At 43.2% G+C, this 18,246-nt stretch carries 15 protein-coding genes, 1 tRNA gene and 2 rRNA genes; 9 read left to right on the top strand and 9 right to left on the bottom strand.

Translation table 11 applies throughout. From position 1 onward, the window contains the following. Positions 1-4: 4 nt before the first annotated feature. Positions 5-283, bottom strand: a complete 279-nt coding sequence (locus tag HYW21_09110; protein ID MBI2549479.1) for an elongation factor 1-beta — start codon at positions 281-283, stop codon at positions 5-7. Positions 284-304: 21 nt separating this feature from the next. Continuing rightward, positions 305-478, bottom strand: a complete 174-nt coding sequence (locus tag HYW21_09115; GenBank protein MBI2549480.1) for a DUF1610 domain-containing protein — start codon at positions 476-478, stop codon at positions 305-307. Positions 479-632: 154 nt separating this feature from the next. Here HYW21_09115 and HYW21_09120 point away from each other — a divergent pair, with 154 nt between their 5' ends. Continuing rightward, a complete protein-coding gene (locus HYW21_09120) occupies positions 633-1,787 on the top strand; it encodes a hypothetical protein (protein MBI2549481.1) in 1,155 nt (384 codons plus the stop codon). Between the two features lie 39 nt (positions 1,788-1,826). Further along, positions 1,827-2,018, top strand: coding sequence for a hypothetical protein (locus HYW21_09125; protein ID MBI2549482.1), 192 nt, complete (start codon positions 1,827-1,829; stop codon positions 2,016-2,018). Here HYW21_09125 and HYW21_09130 read toward each other — a convergent pair. From HYW21_09130 to HYW21_09140, 3 genes are all read right to left on the bottom strand, one after another. After that, positions 2,010-3,140: an RNA 3'-terminal phosphate cyclase gene (locus HYW21_09130; protein ID MBI2549483.1), complete on the bottom strand. Its 1,131-nt coding sequence runs from the start codon at positions 3,138-3,140 to the stop codon at positions 2,010-2,012. The genes HYW21_09125 and HYW21_09130 overlap by 9 nt on opposite strands. Before the next feature lie 81 nt (positions 3,141-3,221). Further along, positions 3,222-3,545, bottom strand: a complete 324-nt coding sequence (locus tag HYW21_09135; protein MBI2549484.1) for a hypothetical protein — start codon at positions 3,543-3,545, stop codon at positions 3,222-3,224. Between the two features lie 190 nt (positions 3,546-3,735). After that, positions 3,736-5,007, bottom strand: a complete 1,272-nt coding sequence (locus HYW21_09140) for a hypothetical protein (GenBank protein ID MBI2549485.1) — start codon at positions 5,005-5,007, stop codon at positions 3,736-3,738. Positions 5,008-5,279: 272 nt separating this feature from the next. Here HYW21_09140 and HYW21_09145 point away from each other — a divergent pair, with 272 nt between their 5' ends. Together HYW21_09145 and HYW21_09150 are read left to right on the top strand one after the other, a co-directional pair. Next, the gene (locus tag HYW21_09145) at positions 5,280-6,131 is read left to right on the top strand and encodes a hypothetical protein (GenBank protein MBI2549486.1); all 852 of its coding nucleotides are present in this window, start codon (positions 5,280-5,282) and stop codon (positions 6,129-6,131) included. Next, on the top strand, positions 6,124-7,341 hold the full coding sequence (locus HYW21_09150) for a DUF460 domain-containing protein (protein MBI2549487.1): 1,218 nt from the start codon (positions 6,124-6,126) through the stop codon (positions 7,339-7,341). The genes HYW21_09145 and HYW21_09150 overlap by 8 nt, the downstream gene beginning before the upstream one ends. A gap of 122 nt (positions 7,342-7,463) precedes the next feature. On the opposite strand, the gene HYW21_09155 is transcribed toward HYW21_09150, so the two are convergent. Both HYW21_09155 and HYW21_09160 read right to left on the bottom strand, forming a co-directional pair. Beyond that, on the bottom strand, positions 7,464-8,702 hold the full coding sequence (locus HYW21_09155) for a hypothetical protein (protein ID MBI2549488.1): 1,239 nt from the start codon (positions 8,700-8,702) through the stop codon (positions 7,464-7,466). A 697-nt stretch (positions 8,703-9,399) separates the two neighbouring features. After that, complete coding sequence (locus tag HYW21_09160; protein MBI2549489.1) at positions 9,400-10,413, bottom strand: 50S ribosomal protein L11 methyltransferase; 1,014 nt, start codon at positions 10,411-10,413, stop codon at positions 9,400-9,402. An 87-nt stretch (positions 10,414-10,500) separates the two neighbouring features. Here HYW21_09160 and HYW21_09165 point away from each other — a divergent pair, with 87 nt between their 5' ends. The 5 genes from HYW21_09165 (at position 10,501) to HYW21_09185 (ending at position 17,366) form a co-directional block, all read left to right on the top strand. Next, positions 10,501-11,265: a hypothetical protein gene (locus tag HYW21_09165; GenBank protein MBI2549490.1), complete on the top strand. Its 765-nt coding sequence runs from the start codon at positions 10,501-10,503 to the stop codon at positions 11,263-11,265. Positions 11,266-11,523: 258 nt separating this feature from the next. Beyond that, positions 11,524-12,997 (top strand): 16S ribosomal RNA (locus HYW21_09170). Between the two features lie 57 nt (positions 12,998-13,054). After that, positions 13,055-13,196: transfer RNA gene (locus tag HYW21_09175), tRNA-Ala, on the top strand. A gap of 122 nt (positions 13,197-13,318) precedes the next feature. Further along, positions 13,319-16,427 (top strand): 23S ribosomal RNA (locus HYW21_09180). The 16S and 23S rRNA genes sit together here with 1 tRNA gene alongside, the layout of an rRNA operon. Positions 16,428-16,676: 249 nt before the next feature. After that, on the top strand, positions 16,677-17,366 hold the full coding sequence (locus HYW21_09185; GenBank protein ID MBI2549491.1) for a DUF4013 domain-containing protein: 690 nt from the start codon (positions 16,677-16,679) through the stop codon (positions 17,364-17,366). A 6-nt stretch (positions 17,367-17,372) separates the two neighbouring features. On the opposite strand, the gene HYW21_09190 is transcribed toward HYW21_09185, so the two are convergent. After that, on the bottom strand, positions 17,373-18,050 hold the full coding sequence (locus tag HYW21_09190; GenBank protein ID MBI2549492.1) for a DEAD/DEAH box helicase: 678 nt from the start codon (positions 18,048-18,050) through the stop codon (positions 17,373-17,375). Positions 18,051-18,081: 31 nt separating this feature from the next. Continuing rightward, positions 18,082-18,240 carry a hypothetical protein gene (locus HYW21_09195; protein ID MBI2549493.1) on the bottom strand — a complete coding sequence of 53 codons (159 nt, stop codon included), beginning with the start codon at positions 18,238-18,240 and terminating at the stop codon, positions 18,082-18,084. Positions 18,241-18,246 lie beyond the last annotated feature (6 nt).

Below are 18,246 nucleotides of genomic sequence, written 5' to 3' on the forward strand. Positions count from 1 at the left end.
AGAGCTAACCAACTGCTCTTCGCACATCAACAACAGAAACTGATTGGACCTCGTCAAGCTGTTCAATAGTATGCTCGAGATCTTCAGTATCTCCGAGGGATTCATCAATCACAAAAATTAATTTTATGGCCTTTAAGCCAAAAGCAATAGGCTCAAGCTCTGTTTGGAGATCAGTTTTTCCAGCAAAGTCATAAATCATGACTTTGATCTGTTCAGTAAGCGCAAGAAGGTCAACATCAACAGACTCAGGCATGACTTTTAAGGTAACAACAACCCGTGCCATGGTATTTTTCCTCTTAACCTATTAATTTGGCCCTACAAAACCACAGGATGGACACTGGTACTTCGCAACAATCTCTCGACAGTGTTTACATCTCACCATGGTTGATTTGGCACACTTAGGACAGGGAAAAGCAGTAGTCCCTTGAACATTGGTTATTCTTCGATTACAGGATGTACAAAACTCTTTCTCAGTCATGGTAATTTCCTCCGTAAGTAGGGAATTGTGACGGTACTTAAAAAGATTTTGTTTTCTCATTTCAAGAGATGTTTTATTTGCCATTTTGAAGATACGACAAAAGTATATAAAGGAGAAAACCTCCCAAAACGAGGTAAAAGCGCGGGGAAGAGGTATGAAAAAAGATGAATTGAAGGATGCACTGCTCAAAGCTCCACCAAAGCCTCCCGAAGAGTTGTTAGTACCACAGAAAAAAGGTATCTTTGGCGGTTTTTTTATCCAAGATAAGGGTTACGCATCCTCACTTGAGGAAATAAAGGAATATAAAGAACGGCTCAAGAACAGTCAGCTACGTGAAACGGCGCTACAAAAGAGAATAGATGAGCTTGAGAGTACCATTACAGCGAATTCTACAAAGTCCACGCAGACCTCACTGTCAACGCAACAAACCTTACAGCAAAATGAGCAAAATATGAGGCAAAAAGGACTCGATCTTGAAAAAAGATTTCGTGAGCTGTATGAAGAGAAAAAACTGCTCCAGACAAAAGAGGAGGAACTAGAAAAGCTCAGACAAAGTCTGGATAACAGAACAAAAGAACTGCAGCAAAAACAAGAAACTGTCGAGCGAGAAGAACAGGAATGGGAAGTAAAAGCAAAGACAATTGCACAAAAACAGCAACAGTTGATAGAAACCATGGGTCAGCTTCACCGTGAAGAAGATGCCATTATTGCAAAGATCAATGTGCTTGAACAAAAGCAAGAAGAAAACCAAAAGAGTAGACAATTAGAAGGAACCATAGAGGAAAGACAAAGCCAATTAACAAAACTAGAGCAACAGATTCATGATCTTACACCGTTGAAAGAAAAGCTTGAAACAAGCATTAGTGAGGATCATCGTAAGTTTAAAGAAGAAACAAAATCAGTTCTTGCACGATTAAATCAGCTCCACATCCTCGAGCAAAAACTTACTGAAAAAGAAGCGTTCCTTGCCAAGAAGGAACAAGCAGCAAAAGCATTGCTTGCTGAGGTTGAACATAAGGGGATACAGCAGCCAGTTTATGGTCAGCCGTTGCGTGAGGAGTCCGTGAAGCCAGCTATAGATCTCCAACAGAGGATGGTTCAAGCAAAAAATCCTCAGGTATTTGATACCTATGCTGCAGTTGCCGCTATTAAAAAGAAACTGCAAGAACGAAATATTGATACAGCATCAGCGATGATGAACGAACTACGCCAAAAGATTGCTTTGACCAAGGATAAAAAAATAAAAGAAGAGATGGATCCTTTATTACTTGAACTAAACACTGATCTTGAATTAGCTAAACTCTCATAAGACAATAACCAATACAATATAATCTCGAAGGCTAACGATATGTCTCCGCTTCACCAACAAAAAAACAGGGAATACTTGCAACTCTATATCCCTCACGCATTAGCAAAAGGGATAAAATCAGAAATCGTGAAAGAATTACTATTACGAATGGGCTATCAGGAAGACCTTGTGCAAGAAGTAATGGTTGAGAGTTTAACAAATCAACAAAAACATCTGAACAGTTTACCTTAAATGAGAAGATTGCTCGCTGACTTCGGTCGCTCGGTCGGGTTTCTCTTGAATCGCATTGACTTGTATTACTGGATCATGAACTTCCATAGTAACAGGTAAGAATTTTTCTAAGACATAGTTGTTGGTTATCATGTGATTGGTTACAGCAGAGGTTTTAAGCTTACTTCCTGGTAAGAGGGCCATGAGCATCAAGAGTTGATCTGCCAAGTGAACATCAACGCCAGCATGCATTTCTATTTCATAGAGTAATTGTCGAGCTGCATTCTCTCCGACAACCTCAGCTGGTGTTTTTTGCTTGCCTAAAGCATCGCTCCCTAATGAACCCTGTTGAGATTCTGTCCATAAGGTAATACTTGAACCAGGAGAAAGACTTTGATGATAACTCGCTTGAATGTTAATCGGAACAGAAAGATTTTTCTCAAGAACTAGTTGCGCTGCTGTTCCTTGTCGCTCTGCAACCTGAGCAGCTTGCAAGTGCGTTGAGGCAAGAGAGTTTCCCTGAACCATCTGCACTTGAACAGGCAAGGTGAGATCAAACGGTTGGTAGCTTTGTTGTAATGCACGAAGGAAATCCTCAAACGAGGAGAAGTATCTTCGATTATGTCGAGGAATAATATGTATCAAGACATTACCACCACCTTTAGGATAAAAGCCACGCTTTAGCAAGGAACATTCAATGGTTGCAAAGCGGGAATAGTAAGGTAAGCAGACATAGTGAAAATAATCAAAGGTTGGGCTCCAGGGTACATCAGTTCCACCAGAAAGTTCTATCTGTAGAGGAGCATCAGCAAAACAACAAGGAAGCAAAAGAGATTGGAGTGCCAAAGTAACAGATCCAGCAGTTCCTATGTCAACCGTATAGGTCCCTCCTTGAATCGAACCCGGAACATAGGTCAGGTTCATGGATCCCAATGCTGCTCCACTAACTTCTGCATGACACATTTTTTGCAAGGCAAGAACACTCTGCAGATGCTGGGCCTTTAGCCCTGGCTCAGACCTTCCTTTTCGGATGTCAGTAACAGAAAATCCTTTTCCGGTGATGGTGGAAATCGCCAAAGCTGTTCGTACTAATGAACCACCTCCTTCACCAGAGGTACCATCCAACTGAATCAAGTTTGTCATTCATCCCCAAAATTCCTCATTCCCACAGGTAAATCCTGTAAAGAAAGAATAAAAAAGAAAGCTTAAAGAGATTTAATAAGCTTACTCCACAACATAATCAACACTGGCATCACTGTCAGCGTCACTATCTAAGGAATCTGCATCATCTAATCCACCTGAAACATCATTCAACAAAGACTCATCAAAGAGATCAGCTCCTTCATATTGAGTTCCATCAAAATCGTTAGGATCAATATTATAGTCAACATCTTGCCCATCACTAATATCTGCATCTGGATCACTATCATCAAGATCGTCAACATTATCGATCTGGCCATTTTCTTTTGGTTGTTGCTTGTTCCCACGGCATCCTACCAGTAACACAGCAATAAGAAGGACCAGCACCAAGGTCATTATTTTTTTCATACAAACACCTCCTGGGATTGTCATTGAATTGGTGAATATTGTCAGCTACAAAAATTTCATCTTATATAAACTTTTGTATTGTGAAATTCTTCATCCATAACTCAACGAGTTTATGGAAGATCTAGGCTATAAACCATTATGGTCTTGAGCAGTCAAAAATAAGAGATAAAAAGAAAAAAAGCTGAGAAATTTACTCAGCAGGTATTTCAACGCTTACTGGACCAGTGAAGGTAATGGTTTGTCCTTTTCCCTTCTTGTAGGTTCCTGTCCCGTCAAGGTTGACCTCTCCTGTACCCTTTGCATAGAACTTGGTAACGGTTCCATCAAGGCTTACGTCGAGGTTACTTCCGGTAACCATGGCAGATCCAGCTCCTGTGTACTGGTAGTGGTTGGCTGCAAGTTCTGTTTTGTTACCAAAACCATCTACAATAGTCACTGAAAGAGTGTCGTCTCCTTTAACGGTTAAAACTCCATCTCCCTCAACCTCAACCTTTCCACCAACAACAGTAAGGGTTGATCCTGTTACACTGATGGTACCTTCGCCACTTGCCTCAATCCAGCCAGTTCCTTCCGCGGTAGTCGATCCGTTTTTAGGACCAATTGTTCCTCCTCCTGTAGTGGTATAACTGTTATACTGCTTAACGAGCTTTTGAGCAGTTGCGTAGAAGGTTCGAATATCACGGTTGATATCTTTAAGTTCCTTCATAACAACCAACACATCACTCGATGCCTTAGGCAAGTTGTTGATATTTTTGTACTTAGCCTGAGCAGTTGCATAATCAGCCTCGATTGCATCAAGGTCTGCACGCAAGGTAGTCATGGTAGCACGCATCTCAGCAAGTGTAGGGTCGCTTGGCTTCAAGGTTTCTTGCTTGACAAGCTTTTCATCAAGCTTTGCATACACCTTGTTGAGTTTGTCAACTAATTCGCCTGCTTTTCTGTTCAGGACACTTGCAACACCCCATTTTAAGAGTGCTTTATCATCATTCCATTCATTCATGACTTTGTTCTTGACAGCCACAAGATCGCTGATGGTTGTTGCAGCTTCTATCTCCTGATAGAGGCTACTTCCCTCTGCAGTATCAGCCAAGTGCTTCTGAACCTCTGCCATTAAAGCAGCTTCCTCTGGGTCATCAGCAACGCCGTAAAGTTCAAGGGCTTTATTCAAAAATTCAAGATGACCATGTATTCGGTTAAGGGTTTTTCTTCCATACTCTTGAGCTGTTGTAAAAGCCTCTTCGAGATTCTGAGCGTTCTTTGCTTTCTGCAATAGTTCTTTTGCTTTTAAATAATCGCTTCGTGCTTTGTTGTACTCAGCAACACCCTGTTGGTATCGTTGCTTATACGTATTGTACTGGTTTCGTGCATTTGCATCCATACTTGCAAGGCTTTGTGCCAAAGCCATAGGCACTATACTTATGATAAACAGTGCCAGAACCACCAATGTGGCAAATCGTTTCATTATTACACCTCCAATGCGGACTTGTTTACTTGTTACTGTGTTTCTGCTTCTCTTAGGAAAAGCATAGAGTCTTTTGAGAACCAGTCATTTATAAAATTGCTTGTTTTTAAGAGGCAAGTAAAACTTTAGGAACTAATTTAACCCTTTACGCAGATTGAAGAAAGTCTCTAAGGGTTTATTAAGCTGAGAAACAGCTTCGCTTCTTAAAATACGCCTTATTTAGTTTGATCCAGTTAGAAATTATCGAAAGGTATTTATAGGAAGGTAGGTTCATGGATGATATGAAGGGTTGCAAGTGCTTTCATGTTCATCAGAAGCAAACAGGAAAGACAAGAAGATGGGACGTTTTGGTTATATACGCTGCTTTCTCGCTACTACTTTTGTTCATTGGTTCTGCTCCTGAAGTCAGTGCAGCTACGATCTACGGAACGATCTATGATATCGGCTTTGAAGAATTTAAGAATGTTATTGTTGAGATCAATACCACGCCAAAGCAATACTTTGTTTCTAAAACCGGGAACTATTCGTTTAATGTGCCTGAGGGTAGCTATACCTTGGAGGGAAGCTATATCTTAGGGAATGAAACCTTAGCCTCGCATGAGGAGAGTATTGTCGTTGAGGGAGATGGGGAATATGTCCTCGACATGATTCTTTTCATTGATATTGATGTTGGTAAAGATATCGAGCAAGATAATGAAACCATTGACTTTACTCTTGACCCTAATGATAATACAAAACCACAGCCTTTTGTAAGTAGATCTTTTTTGTTGGGGATAATGATCTTTATCGTTGTAGGAGGATTAGGCTACGGCCTCTTTCGCTTTCTCAAAAAGCCACTGCATGAAACAGAAGGGACGGAAAAAGAAACTGACGTTGAACTTCAGCAAAAGAATGCACGAACAGATATAAGTAAGGTTATCGAAACCGTGGAGCTTCCTGACGATGCAAAAGAGGTATTGAAGATCATCAAGGAAAAAGAGGGAAGAGTGACACAGAAAGAGATTCGCAAAGAGATCCCTCTTTCAGAGGCAAAGATAAGTTTGATTCTGACCGAGCTAGAACAGCGTGGATTTGTCCGAAAAATAAAAAAAGGAAGAGGTAATATCGTCATTCTTAATGCATAAACCGCTTCTCATTATGGGGATTGATCCTGGCACAACACTTGGGTATGCGCTCATTGATCTTGAAGGAAATCCTGTCCAGATTGCATCATCAAAAGAACTCGATCTTAGTCTTCTCCTCGCTACAGCTATAGAATGGGGAAGAATTATTATTGTCGGCTGTGATAAACGACCTGTTCCTACATTCGTTGAAAAATTTAGCACAAAAATTGGTGCACGCCTTGTTTGTCCAAAACATGATCTTAAAGTAGCAGACAAGAAAGAAATGACCCAAGGCTTTAATTTTCGTAATAATCATGAGATGGATGCGCTTGCTGCTGCCTTACTGGCCTATAAGGAATATCGTTCTCTGTTTCAGAAGATTAAGGCGTATGTCACAAGAATTGGAAAACAAGATGATAAAGAACTGTTTGATAGCATTGTTGAACGACTGGTGAAGGGAAAGATGAACATTCATGAGGCTCATCAGCAAATAGAACAGCTAGAAATAACAGAACCAAAGGCACCAATAACAGCAGTAAAAGCACCAGCAGCACGAACGCATGCTGTTGATCCCACCATAAGAAATCTCGTGGACAGAATCAAAAGACTCAAGAAAGAAAATAAACTGATACGCGAACAAAATAAAATCCTTGTGCAACGGACACAAAACCTCTTGAAACAGCGAAAACAAGAATGGGCAAAAGACGTACAAAAAATACCTGAAGAAAAAGTGAAACAATTACTTTCCCACAAGGAAAAAAATATCTACCATCTTGAACATGATGTTGAGGAGCGAGAACAAACAATAAAAAGATTACAAGAATCTCTTACGAACATTGCTGCTCTGCTTACCCATCTTCCTGAATACCGGCTTGCAAAAAGAATGCGTAGCTTAAGTTTGCGAGAATATACAAGCGTCGCTGAAAAGCTCTCGCTCAGAAAAGATGATATCCTTGTTGTGAAGGACGCAAGCATCATCAGTAGAGAAGTTCTCGAAAAATTAGAAGGAACAGTAAGCGTCATTCTGTATGAGGAAAGAGTGAGCAAGGAAGTCCAACAACGATTTACCGCAATTCCTCTCAAAGGATTATCCACCATTCTCTTTGATCCACTCATCTTTATACCCAAGAAAGAACTTGATGAGATTATTAGTCGTTACACCTTACCTAAAAACCTCGTGAAAAATATTGTTACGCAATATCAGAAAGAACGACAGCAAGAGGAGAACTGAAAAAGAGGACATCAGGAACCCGCCTCTGGGGGTGATTGGTAGAAACATGGTTCCTGATGCCAATGATCAACAATGTGATAGGAATAAGGAGATTATAAAAAAGAAAAAAAGCTAAGCAGAGCTTAGCTCATGGAAACCTCAACTGCACTGCTGCTATTGAAGACGACTGATGGGGATTTACCTTTTCGGTAGCCACCATCTCCTTCAAGGTTGACGGTTCCAATGCCCTTTGCATAGAATCGATCAACGGTTCCGCTCACCATAACGGTAAGGTTTTCTCCCTTGATAACAGCAGTACCATCTCCGGTGTACTGGTATCCTCCTGGAACAGCAGTCTTATTACCAAAACCATCAATGTCAAGTGAGGTGGTATTCCCAATAATGGTTAAGGTTCCATTACCATCAACCTCGACTCTTCCGTTCGAAACGCCAAAGGTTGTTCCTACAGCCGTAATGTTCCCTACACCCCATGCTTCGACATAACCAGTACCATTCAACTCTTTCTCACCACTAACACTTCTGGCAAAACTGTTGTACTGATTAACAAGTTCAACAGCATCCTTGTGGAAGGCTCGTAGTTTCTGGTTAATGATTCTGGCCTTGCTGATCATCTCTTGTGCTAAACGATCAGCATCCTTGAGGTCCTTTATCTGTGTGTAGCTTTGCTTTGCTTCTTCATACTCTGCTTCAAGTTGGTCAAGGTCAGCACGTGCTTGAGTCAGGGTTGTACGCATAGCGCTAACGGTTGGGTCTTGAGGGTACAAGGTTTCTTGCTTGGTAACTTTTTCATCAAGCTTTGCATACACATTGTTCATCTTCTCAAGAGCAATGTCAGCTTTTCTGTTCAAGACACTTGCAACACCCCATTTTAAGAGTGCCTTATCATTGTTCCACTCGTTCATAATGTCATTCTTTACGGCAACAAGATCTGCAATGGTCTGTGCGCTGTCAACTCGTTGCTGTAATATTCCGTTTTCTGCAGTAGCAGCCAAATGTTTCTCAACTTCAGCCATTAAAGCAGCTTCTTTGGAATCATCAGCAACCCCGTAAAGCTCAAGGGCCTTGTCTAAAAATGCAAGGTGGCTGTGTATTCGGTTAATGGTTTTTCTCCCATATTCCTGAGCTACTGGAAAAGCCTCTGAAAGATTTTCCTTGTTTTTTGCTTTGCCCAATAGTTCCTTTGCTTTCATATAATCAGCTCGTGCGTCTTCATATTCCTCCACGCTCTGATGATACCTCTCTTTATAGGTTTGGTACTGGTTTTTTGCATGCTGGTCTAAACCAGCAAGATTTGCTACGGCGCCTGGCACCATACTTACCATAAGCACGGCCATCAGCACCAGTGCAATCAATTGTTTCATGCTTCACACCTCGTTGTGTTTTATGTTCTCTATCTATTTATTTAACATTCATCTCCTTGCTAACTGGGTTTTTCCCAATGAACTAGGATATAAGGATGAAAGCAGGTATTGTTTATAAACAAACTTGTTTTAAATAGGAAAAGAAGCTTTATTAAAGGAGATTAAACTTTAAAAAGGTTTAAAATGCTTTATTTTTATTTATGGACCGTAAAAACTTATTATTTAGGTGAAATAATTCTTCAAAGTGCTCTTTTTTATTGAAAGCTTTAGTAAGCCTCAAAGCAGTACAGAAGATTGCGCAGTAGTTAGATTAAGAAGAACTCGAAAGGCTTTTTTAGTTCTGGTAATAGTTCTGGTAAGATTGTTAAGATAAATAATTCTACTGTTACAACGCCGTTATAGGCGGTGCGACGGCTGCTCTGCAGCCTACGAGCCACTCCGTAGGAGCCTCGGCTCGCCGCACGCCACCAAACGTTACCAAAGTTTGATCAAATGGGTGCAATATGAGTTGCACATCGCGGCCTGCCTGCTGGTAGGATAGCCGCGTCGAAACACTTCATGCGCTTCCTTCCGTGTCAACTGAGCGTAACCAGTTGTGGCGCTGACGAAGCGGGTCCCCTTCGGGGTGCTTCGTAGGATTTGCTCGTCAAGCAAATCCGTCAGCCGCCATCGGCGTGGTATGCATAAACTCTGACGTTTATCTACTGCTAACCAAAGCATGACCTATATGCGCGACAGGCTTTCCTTGTTGGGCTTGTGCATACGCTTCTCGAGCAGAAATTCGTGCTGGTCTAAGTATTTCTTTTAATTCCGCATCTGTTTTTGTTGAAATCCCCGGCATTGGTAACTGCTGTGCTTCCATTAATGAGTGAGCTTTCTGATAATGATAAAAATCAAAAGTATCTCCGTGAAGAAATGTTGCTTCATACTGGGCGTAGTGCTGTAAATAAAGAGGATCCTGTTGTTTCTTAACAATGGAATAGGCAACGTCAAGCGCCAAGTTTGCTCGTGCATGTGCTTCAGCAATAACCGGAAAAGGAATGCGGCCTGAATAAAGGCCAACAATTTTTCCATGAGCTGTTAACTTCTGTTTCACCGCTGTTAGAAAACAATACCACGGAAGCACTGACCATTTCAGGAGGGGATCATCCTCTCCTTGTGCATATCGTGCATAATAGTCACGTTCAATTAAGGTAGTCCGAGCAAGACCATGTTCAAGAGCATGGGCATCATCAACCATCAACGGTGGTGGGCTAAACGTCACCAGATCAAGGCCATAATCTGGAAGTGGCTCAGCATCTCTTCCCATGGAAAGGACAAGATCGGGTACATAACCTTGATCAAGAAGAGGGATGCTATTCATCATAATATTTTGTCTGCTTGGCTCTAAAACCTCTTCAATAATATCAGTCAGATAAATAGTTGTTGGCTTAAACAGATATGCCATTCCGAGAGCAAGGATACCATTACCTGTTCCTACATCGGCAACTCGCTGTGGAGAAAATTCTTGCTCACCGAGTTTTCGTAAGGTTGCGAGTCCGAGGGTAATCCACTCATCATAAGGATTTTCCTCTGGAATCTCCATACGATCATATAATGTTACACATCCAGGTTCTGGAGGAATAATACCAGCAGCTCTAAATAAAGGTTTAAGGTCATAGACTACAGGGTTGTAATGCGAGTTGTGGGTGTGATAATCCATTGTAATCACTAAAGAAGAGCTACATTATCCCATAAATATTTTTGTTGTACTTTTAAAGTACGAAAGATTTAAATAGAATGAGCCCTTATCAAAAGTATGTACGAGTGTGAAACAATATTGATGAGAGCGGGTTTGTCGTTACGGGAAGTAAAAATCTATCTTGCCCTGCTTACTGAAGGCGAGCTCATGGCGAGTGAGCTGTCAAAAAAGACAGGCATTATTCGAACAAATGTTTATGACATCCTGCACACACTCCTCAAGAAAGGAACTGCTTCCTCAGTTATTCGCAGTGGTAAACAATATTTCCGTGCAGCTCCGTTAGACAAGGTCATTGATTACATAGACACTCAACAAAAAAATCTTGAAGAGGTAAAGGGGGAAATAAATACCATCATGCCTCAGCTACATCCCCTTCGAGAGAAATCAACAGAACCTATTATCGAGGTTTACGAGGGCAGAGAAGGTCTTAAGACTATTCTCGCACGATCAGTAAAAGAATCATTGAAGACAGGGAAAGAGATATTAGGCATCTCCGTGCAGCAACAAAAATGTCGAGAGCTTGCTGGCCCTTACCATGTGCGGTGGTACACTGACCGTGGAAAATATAAAATAAAAAGCAGGTATCTCATGTCGGCTGAAGAGGATATCATCCCCGTTAACTACACGGAGTTTAAAGTCCTTCCCCCCGATGCCAAGAACCCCAATGAAATATTTGTTTTCGGGGACATTACTTCCCAATTCCTCTTTGTAAGAAATTGTTTTAGCGCAATTGTCATTGACAATGCAGAAATCACCAGAAGGTACCGAGAATATTTTGAATTCCTCTGGAACATTGTTCCGAGTCCTGAAAGGAAAACGTAAAAATCCTCAAAAGGAGTTTTCATAATCATCAAAAAAGGCATTTGTCGTATAACACAAGCTTTAAATATAAGTTAGTTTTACACAATCCTTTTGTTGTGTACTGTGTACACAAATCATCTCCAACGATTCTCTTGGTTTTTATCAAGATGTCATTTTCATATGTATGCTCAATTATGCAATTGAGTATGAAAGATATTTTTGGTAAGTGCTCGAATGCCAAGTTAAAAGTTAAGTTTCTTACGTAAAGCGACCACTTTATAATTCCCGTTGATCCTGCGGGAGATTGCTGCTATTGGGATTCGACTAAGCCATGCAAGTCTGGAATCCTCGTGGTTCCAGGCAGAATGCTCAGTAACACGTCGTTAACCTACCCTTAGGTTCGGCATAACCTCGGGAAACTGAGGATAATACCGAATAGGAGATTTGGTCTGGAAGGATATTTCTCTGAAAAGTAATGCCCAAGGATGGGACGGCGGCTGATTAGGTAGTTGGCGGGGTAATGGCCCACCAAGCCTTTGATCAGTAGGGGCCTTGAGAGAGGTAGCCCCGAGAAGGGCACTGAGATACGGGCCCTAGCCCTACGGGGTGCAGCAGGCGCGAAAACTCTACAATGCACGAAAGTGTGATAGGGGAATCCCAAGTGCTTATACACTGTATAGGCTTTTTGTAAGGGTAGACACCTTGCAGAATAAGTGGTGGGCAAGACTGGTGCCAGCCGCCGCGGTAACACCAGCGCCACAAGTGGGAATCGCATTTATTGGGCCTAAAGCGTCTGTAGCCGGTCCTGCAAATCTTCTGTGAAATCGTTACGCTTAACGTAATGGCGCGCAGGAGAAACTACAAGACTTGGAACCGGTGATGGGTCAGAAGTATTTCTTGGGGAGCGGTAAAATGCTATAATCCAAGAAAGACTACCAGTGGCGAAGGCGTCTGACTAGAACGGTTTCGACGGTGAGGGACGAAAGCTGGGGGAGCGAACCGGATTAGATACCCGAGTAGTCCCAGCTGTAAACGCTGCGAGCTAGGTGTTGCACATTCTTCGGGAATGTGCAGTGTCGAAGCGAAGGTGCTAAGCTCGCCGCCTGGGAAGTACGGTCGCAAGACTGAAACTTAAAGGAATTGGCGGGGGAGCACTACAAGGGGTGCGGCGTGCGGTTTAATCCAATTCAACGCGGAGAATCTCACCAGGGGCGACGGCAGGATGAAAGTCAGGTTGAAGGCCTTACTTGACGAGCCGAGAGGTAGTGCATGGCCGTCGTCAGCTCGTGCCGTGAGGTGTCCTGTTAAGTCAGGCAACGAGCGAGACCTGTATCTACAATTGCTACCAGCCAAATTTTGGGACTGAGCACATTGTGGGAACTGCCTTGGAAACAAGGAGGAAGGTGCAGGCAACGGTAGGTCTGTATGCTCCGAATCCTCTGGGCTACACGCGCGCAACAATGGTTGGGACAATGGGATGCGACTCCGAAAGGAGAAGCTAATCCTCGAAACCCAATCTTAGTCCGGATTGAGGGTTGTAACTCACCCTCATGACGATGGAATCCCTAGTAATCATGGTTCATCATACCATGGTGAATGTGTCCCTGCTCCTTGCACACACCGCCCGTCAAACCATCCGAGCAGGGTCTAGGTGAGCGTTAATCTTCTTGATTACTGCGAACCTAAGCTCAGTGAGGAGGGTTAAGTCGTCACAAGGTAGCCGTAGGGGAACCTGCGGCTGGATCACCTCCTTTTTTTTTCCTTTGATTGGACGTAAAGCACTTACCAAGAATATTTTTATGATCATTGTGGGCCCGTAGCTCAGCCTGGGAGAGCATCGCCCTTGCATGGACATGAGCTTTGCTTTGTCTCGAGAGAGGCGGGGGCCTCGGGTTCAAATCATTTTTGATTATGCGAAAAGTAATCAAAAGGTGAAGGTCCCGACGGGTCCATTTTCACTTCATAATCATTCCTGAGGGTATCCAATAGACTATTGGATATCTATGTCTGAATAACGATATTCCTTATCGTTGTAATGAGACTATGTACACGAACGAGGAGAAAGACGCTACGAGGTGGATGACTCGGCTCTAGAACCGAAGAAGGACGTGACAAGCGACGATATGTAGTGGCGAGTGGCATGTACACTTTGAACCACTAATGTCCGAATGAGACTTCTCATTAGATCCGAAAGGATAGGGAACGCAGGGGATTGAAACGTCTTAGTACCTGCAGGAAAAGAAATCAATTGAGATGCTGTTAGTAAGAGCGACCGAACACAGCGTAAGGCAAACTGAATCTCTTATTGAAAGATAAGAGAGATGTGGTGTGCAAGGACCATCTTTTATCCGACTCATTGAATCCTAAATTGATTTGAAACAATCAGCCATAGAGGGTGATAGCCCCGTAGGAATTTGGTGAAGGATTTTGATGGTATCCTGAGTAGCGCATATCGGATATTATGCGTGAATACGGGAGGCATCAACTCCCAACCTTAAATATTCCTAGAGTCCGATAGCGAAATACGTACCGCGAGGGAAAGTTGAAAAGAACCCTTAACAGGGAGCGAAAAGAATCTGAAATCTCGTAGCAATAGTAAGGCAGGGTCTTTCGGGATTCTGCCGTGCGTTTTGAATAACGTGCCAGGGAGTGTAAGTCAGTGGCAAGGGTAATTCATGAAATGAAGCACCCAAAGGGAAACCAAAAGCCCGCAAGTAATGAGGGGCGGCGTATGAAAGTGCGCTGAAGTCACTGGCTTACGACCCGAAACTGGGCGATCTAACCCTTAGTAAGGTGAAGCGAGGGTAAAACCTTGTGGAGGCCTGCAGAGGTTCTACGTGCAAGTGTTCTTCTAACTTGGGGTTAGGGGTGAAAAGCCAATCGAGCCCAGTGATAGCTGGTTCCTACCGAAGTTGGCTGTAGTCAAGCATTGGAGGAGATCATGGGGAAGGTAGAGATACGGATTAGGAATTAAGGCTCCGAAAGGGGTCGGTTCTTCGTCCAACTCCGAATGTTCTCATATCATAGATTCCAAGCGACGGGGGCCCGGGGTAAACTTGGGTTCCGATAGCGGAACAACGCTTACTATGGTTAAGGTCCCAAAATACTGATTAAGTGTTAAAGGGTGAAAAGTGTCCGTAGCCTCAGACAGCGAGGAGGTTGGCTTAGAAGCAGCCATCCTATAATAAGTGCGTAACAGCTTACTCGTCAAGGTTACGGGCCTTGAAAATGGACGGGACTAAATCAGTTACCGATACCATAGACCTCAGCAATGAGTGTGGTAGGTAGGCGTTCTGTGAGGGCAGAAGCGTCTCTGAGAAGGGATGTGGACCTCATAGAAATGAAAATCCTGGCGAGAGTAGGAACATAGTAGTGTGAGAATCACTACCGCTGAAGGGGCAAGGGTTCCTTGACAATGCAGTTCAGTCAAGGGTAAGTTGATCCTAACTGTTGCATTACCATTCCAACGGGAAAGGGAAACAGGTTAATATTCCTGTACTTTCTCAGTATGCGTGGCAACACAAGTCCTCTGACCGACACTTTGGGTTAGACCAACACAATAAGTCAGTTATGCTAATTGGGTCAAGTCTACGGAGTATCATAACGATGAGAAGTTGACTAAACCCAAGATGGGTACTTCTTATGAAGTATTTGGTCAATACCTGGAGTCCATGAAAAGGGCAGAGGAAAAAATCTGAGAAAACCATACCAAGAACCAGCACAGGTGCCCCTAGGTGAGAAGCCTAAAGCGTGAAGGGGTTAACCTCGTTGAGGGAATTCGGCAAATTAGCCCCGTGCCTTCGGCATAAGGGGTCCCTGCATTTGTAGATGTATGTCTGCAATTGCAGGGTGCAATATCTAAGGAGGTCCGACTGTTTAACAAAAACGTAGCCTTCTGCTAGCTCGAAAGGGTGCGTACAGGAGGTGACGTCTGCCCAGTGCCAGTACTTGAAACTCCTTTCCAAGGGAGCTAAGAGCTGGTAAACGGCGGGGGTAACTATAACTCTCTTAAGGTGGATTCGCTGCCTTAAGACCTGCTGTTAAACAGAGTCAAATCAACGCGGGATAATAATCTGGCTATATGCTGGAACATCTCAAAGAAGCAATGTAGGCTACCATTGTGGCAACATAATGGCGAACCCTAAAAATCATTGCGAAGAGACAATCAGCAGGAAAGACTTCTCAAAGAGAAGTATCCTCAGAGACTGTATGCCAGAGACAAAAGTCAAGAGACAGTCCGAACCGTACAGTGATGTATGGAGGTACTGGGAAATCAGTACCCGCCATTGCAAAATGGTCCGTAACGTTAACGTGAAAGTAACAGAAGATCGAGCGAAATGCCTTGCCGTTTGAATGACGGCCTGCATGAATGACGTAACGAGATCTCCACTGTCCCCAATGAGGCCCCTCCGAACACTCTTTTCTGGTGCAAAGGCCAGAGTTCTCCAGTGGGAAGCGAAGACCCCGTGAAACTTTACTGTAGCCTGTTGCTGCGACGTGGGTTCTGTTGTGCAGCGTAGATGGGAGTCGCTAAAGCGTAATCGCTAGATTGCGTGTAGACGTCGATGAAACACCATCCTTCAGGTCCTACGTTGCTAACTTGGAGCAATCCAAGGACACCAGTAGGTGGACAGTTTGGCTGGGGTGGCACGCCGTTGAAACGATATCAACGGCGCCCAAAGGTTGGCTCAAGCGGGTCAGAAATCCGCTGTAGAGTGCAAGGGCAAAAGCCAGCCTGATTGGATTTCCAAAAGTCCGAAATCCAAACACGAAAGTGTGGCCTAGCGAACTCCTATGCCTCCTTGATGGGGGTTAGGAATGACAGAAAAGTTACTCCGGGGATAACAGAGTTGTCGCGCCCGAGAGCTCATATCGACGGCGCGGTTTGCTACATCGATGTCGGCTCTTCCTATCCTGGCTGTGCAGAAGCAGCCAAGGGTGGGGGTGTTCACCCATTAAAAGGGATCGTGAGCTGGGTTCAGAACGTTGTGAGACAGTTTGTTTGATATCTACTGGAGATGCATGGTGTCTGCGAGGAAGGATCTTCTAGTACGAGAGGAACGAAGGTTCGGCGCCTCTGGTCGACCGGTTATCTGGCAAGGTAAGCCGGGCAGCTACGCGCTACGTGATAAAAGCTGAAAGCATCTAAGCTTGAAGCACCCCTCAAAAAGAGACACCGTAGAACTCCCATAAAACATGGGCTTAATGGAGCTGGTGTGTACAGCGGAAGGTAACGACCGCTTCAGCATGCAGCACCCAACCGTTCATCCTCTTTGTTCGTGTACATAGTCTCTTCTTTTTTTTTATCTTTCTTTTTTCCTGAAAGTGACCAAAACCTTTTTATAGTTCTCTTCCATGAAGGAGGTAATTGTGTTAGAATCTTTATACAATTATTAATCAAAAATAGAGTCAAACCTTACGGAGATGATACTATGGATGTAGAGCATGCCATTCACCGACCATTTTCTGATGCAAAAAAACTGGGTATTGGTGTCCTTCTTTCGGTGATTCCTCTTGTCAATATCATTACGAGCATCTTTGTTTCAGGATACCTCTTCTATTGTGCACAAACAGCCATGAAAAAGAAAAAGCCACTCCCTGAATGGAAAGATTGGGGTGATTTAGCTGTTAAGGGTATTCTTGTCTTCTTGATATGGATAATCTACATGCTACCCTTAGTTGTTGTTGCGATTATCCTGCTTGGATCTACCCTTCTAAAAATAGGTAGTATGATGGTTTCTCCAGCACAGGAGGCAATGCCCATGGTTGCGCAGGTACTGGGAACAATTGGTTTTGCTCTTGTCTTCCTTATCCTTCTCTTGCTGCTCACGTTCTATATAATACCTGCTGCTATTCTTCGTTTCGTTGCATACGGAAATTGGAAAAGTGCTTTTGCTATTCCCGAAGTCTTTAAAGAAGCATTTACCGGAACCTATGCTAGCGCATGGTTCATGGCAGCATTCATCACCCTTGTGTTAGGAGTCATCAATGGGTTGCTCAATTTCGCACTGATGATAACCATGGTTTTGCCCTTTGTTGTTACTGCTTTTATCAGTACAGTAAGTGGTATTATCACCATGACCTTATTCGGACAGGCATACGCAGAAATAAAAAAACGCTAAGCAAACTTACGATGGATAAAAGGTAATTTTATTCTGGTTGTAGATGCCTTTCTTTAATGGTACTGGTCGCCAGGTATCTTCCACAAGTTTGGCTTCTAACCAGGTGGCTAATTCTTGAGGATTCCCTATGGTCGCAGATAATCCGATAATCTGTGCCTTGGGAATAAGTTGTTTCAAGAGGGTTATTAACAGCTCTAAGGTTGGTCCTCTACTCGGATCATTTAACAGATGGATCTCATCAATAACAATGACCTTAATCTCAGTAATCCAAGGGGTATGATGACGCAAGAGCGAATCAATTTTTTCTGGAACTGATACAATCAAATCATAGGTGTGGAGATAACCGTCACGCGCATCAAGATCTGCAATGGAAAGTGCAATTCTTACTAATGCTTGATATCGTGCCTGAAACTGTTTGTACTTCTCGCTTGCCAGCGCTTTCAAGGGAACTAAATAAAGTACTTTTCCCTTATGCTGGAGTAATGTCGTCATCATGGCAAGTTCTGCAATAAGCGTCTTTCCACTTGCTGTTGGCGTGCACACCAGAAGGTTTTTTCCATTGAGTAACCCTGCATCAATTGCTTTGGCCTGTGCAGGTCTCAGCTCTTGAACCTCTTTTTCCAAAATGCAGTATAATGCAGGAGGAAGTACTGTTTGAAGGGTGGTAAATTTCATGTGATTCATGGCCGAGGAAAACATCGTGTCCATATAAACTTTATTCACTCCCCTGCCTAAATTTAACGACTAACCTTTCTAATTCTTTCAAATCTCTTGGGGAAATATCTCCATGACCGTGATAATATTGTGCAGCTAATAACGCAAGCCGATAGTTCTCTCCGAGGACAGGAGCCAGCTCAGATTCTCTGTTTTTCATTTCTCT

The organism is Candidatus Woesearchaeota archaeon (assembly GCA_016187565.1).
Lineage (GTDB): Archaea > Nanobdellota > Nanobdellia > Woesearchaeales > JACPJR01 > JACPJR01.

Excerpts from the sequence above, each read along its gene's own strand:
- HYW21_09185 (MBI2549491.1), top strand. The coding sequence starts at position 16,677 with ATGGATGTAGAGCATGCCATTCACCGACCATTTTCTGATGCAAAAAAA.
- HYW21_09110 (MBI2549479.1), bottom strand. The coding sequence starts at position 283 with ATGGCACGGGTTGTTGTTACCTTAAAAGTCATGCCTGAGTCTGTTGAT.
- HYW21_09150 (MBI2549487.1), top strand. The coding sequence starts at position 6,124 with ATGCATAAACCGCTTCTCATTATGGGGATTGATCCTGGCACAACACTT.
- HYW21_09145 (MBI2549486.1), top strand. The coding sequence starts at position 5,280 with ATGGATGATATGAAGGGTTGCAAGTGCTTTCATGTTCATCAGAAGCAA.
- HYW21_09195 (MBI2549493.1), bottom strand. The coding sequence starts at position 18,240 with ATGAAAAACAGAGAATCTGAGCTGGCTCCTGTCCTCGGAGAGAACTAT.
- HYW21_09120 (MBI2549481.1), top strand. The coding sequence starts at position 633 with ATGAAAAAAGATGAATTGAAGGATGCACTGCTCAAAGCTCCACCAAAG.
- HYW21_09135 (MBI2549484.1), bottom strand. The coding sequence starts at position 3,545 with ATGAAAAAAATAATGACCTTGGTGCTGGTCCTTCTTATTGCTGTGTTA.
- HYW21_09140 (MBI2549485.1), bottom strand. The coding sequence starts at position 5,007 with ATGAAACGATTTGCCACATTGGTGGTTCTGGCACTGTTTATCATAAGT.
- HYW21_09190 (MBI2549492.1), bottom strand. The coding sequence starts at position 18,050 with ATGAATCACATGAAATTTACCACCCTTCAAACAGTACTTCCTCCTGCA.
- HYW21_09165 (MBI2549490.1), top strand. The coding sequence starts at position 10,501 with ATGTACGAGTGTGAAACAATATTGATGAGAGCGGGTTTGTCGTTACGG.
- HYW21_09155 (MBI2549488.1), bottom strand. The coding sequence starts at position 8,702 with ATGAAACAATTGATTGCACTGGTGCTGATGGCCGTGCTTATGGTAAGT.
- HYW21_09130 (MBI2549483.1), bottom strand. The coding sequence starts at position 3,140 with ATGACAAACTTGATTCAGTTGGATGGTACCTCTGGTGAAGGAGGTGGT.
- HYW21_09125 (MBI2549482.1), top strand. The coding sequence starts at position 1,827 with ATGTCTCCGCTTCACCAACAAAAAAACAGGGAATACTTGCAACTCTAT.
- HYW21_09115 (MBI2549480.1), bottom strand. The coding sequence starts at position 478 with ATGACTGAGAAAGAGTTTTGTACATCCTGTAATCGAAGAATAACCAAT.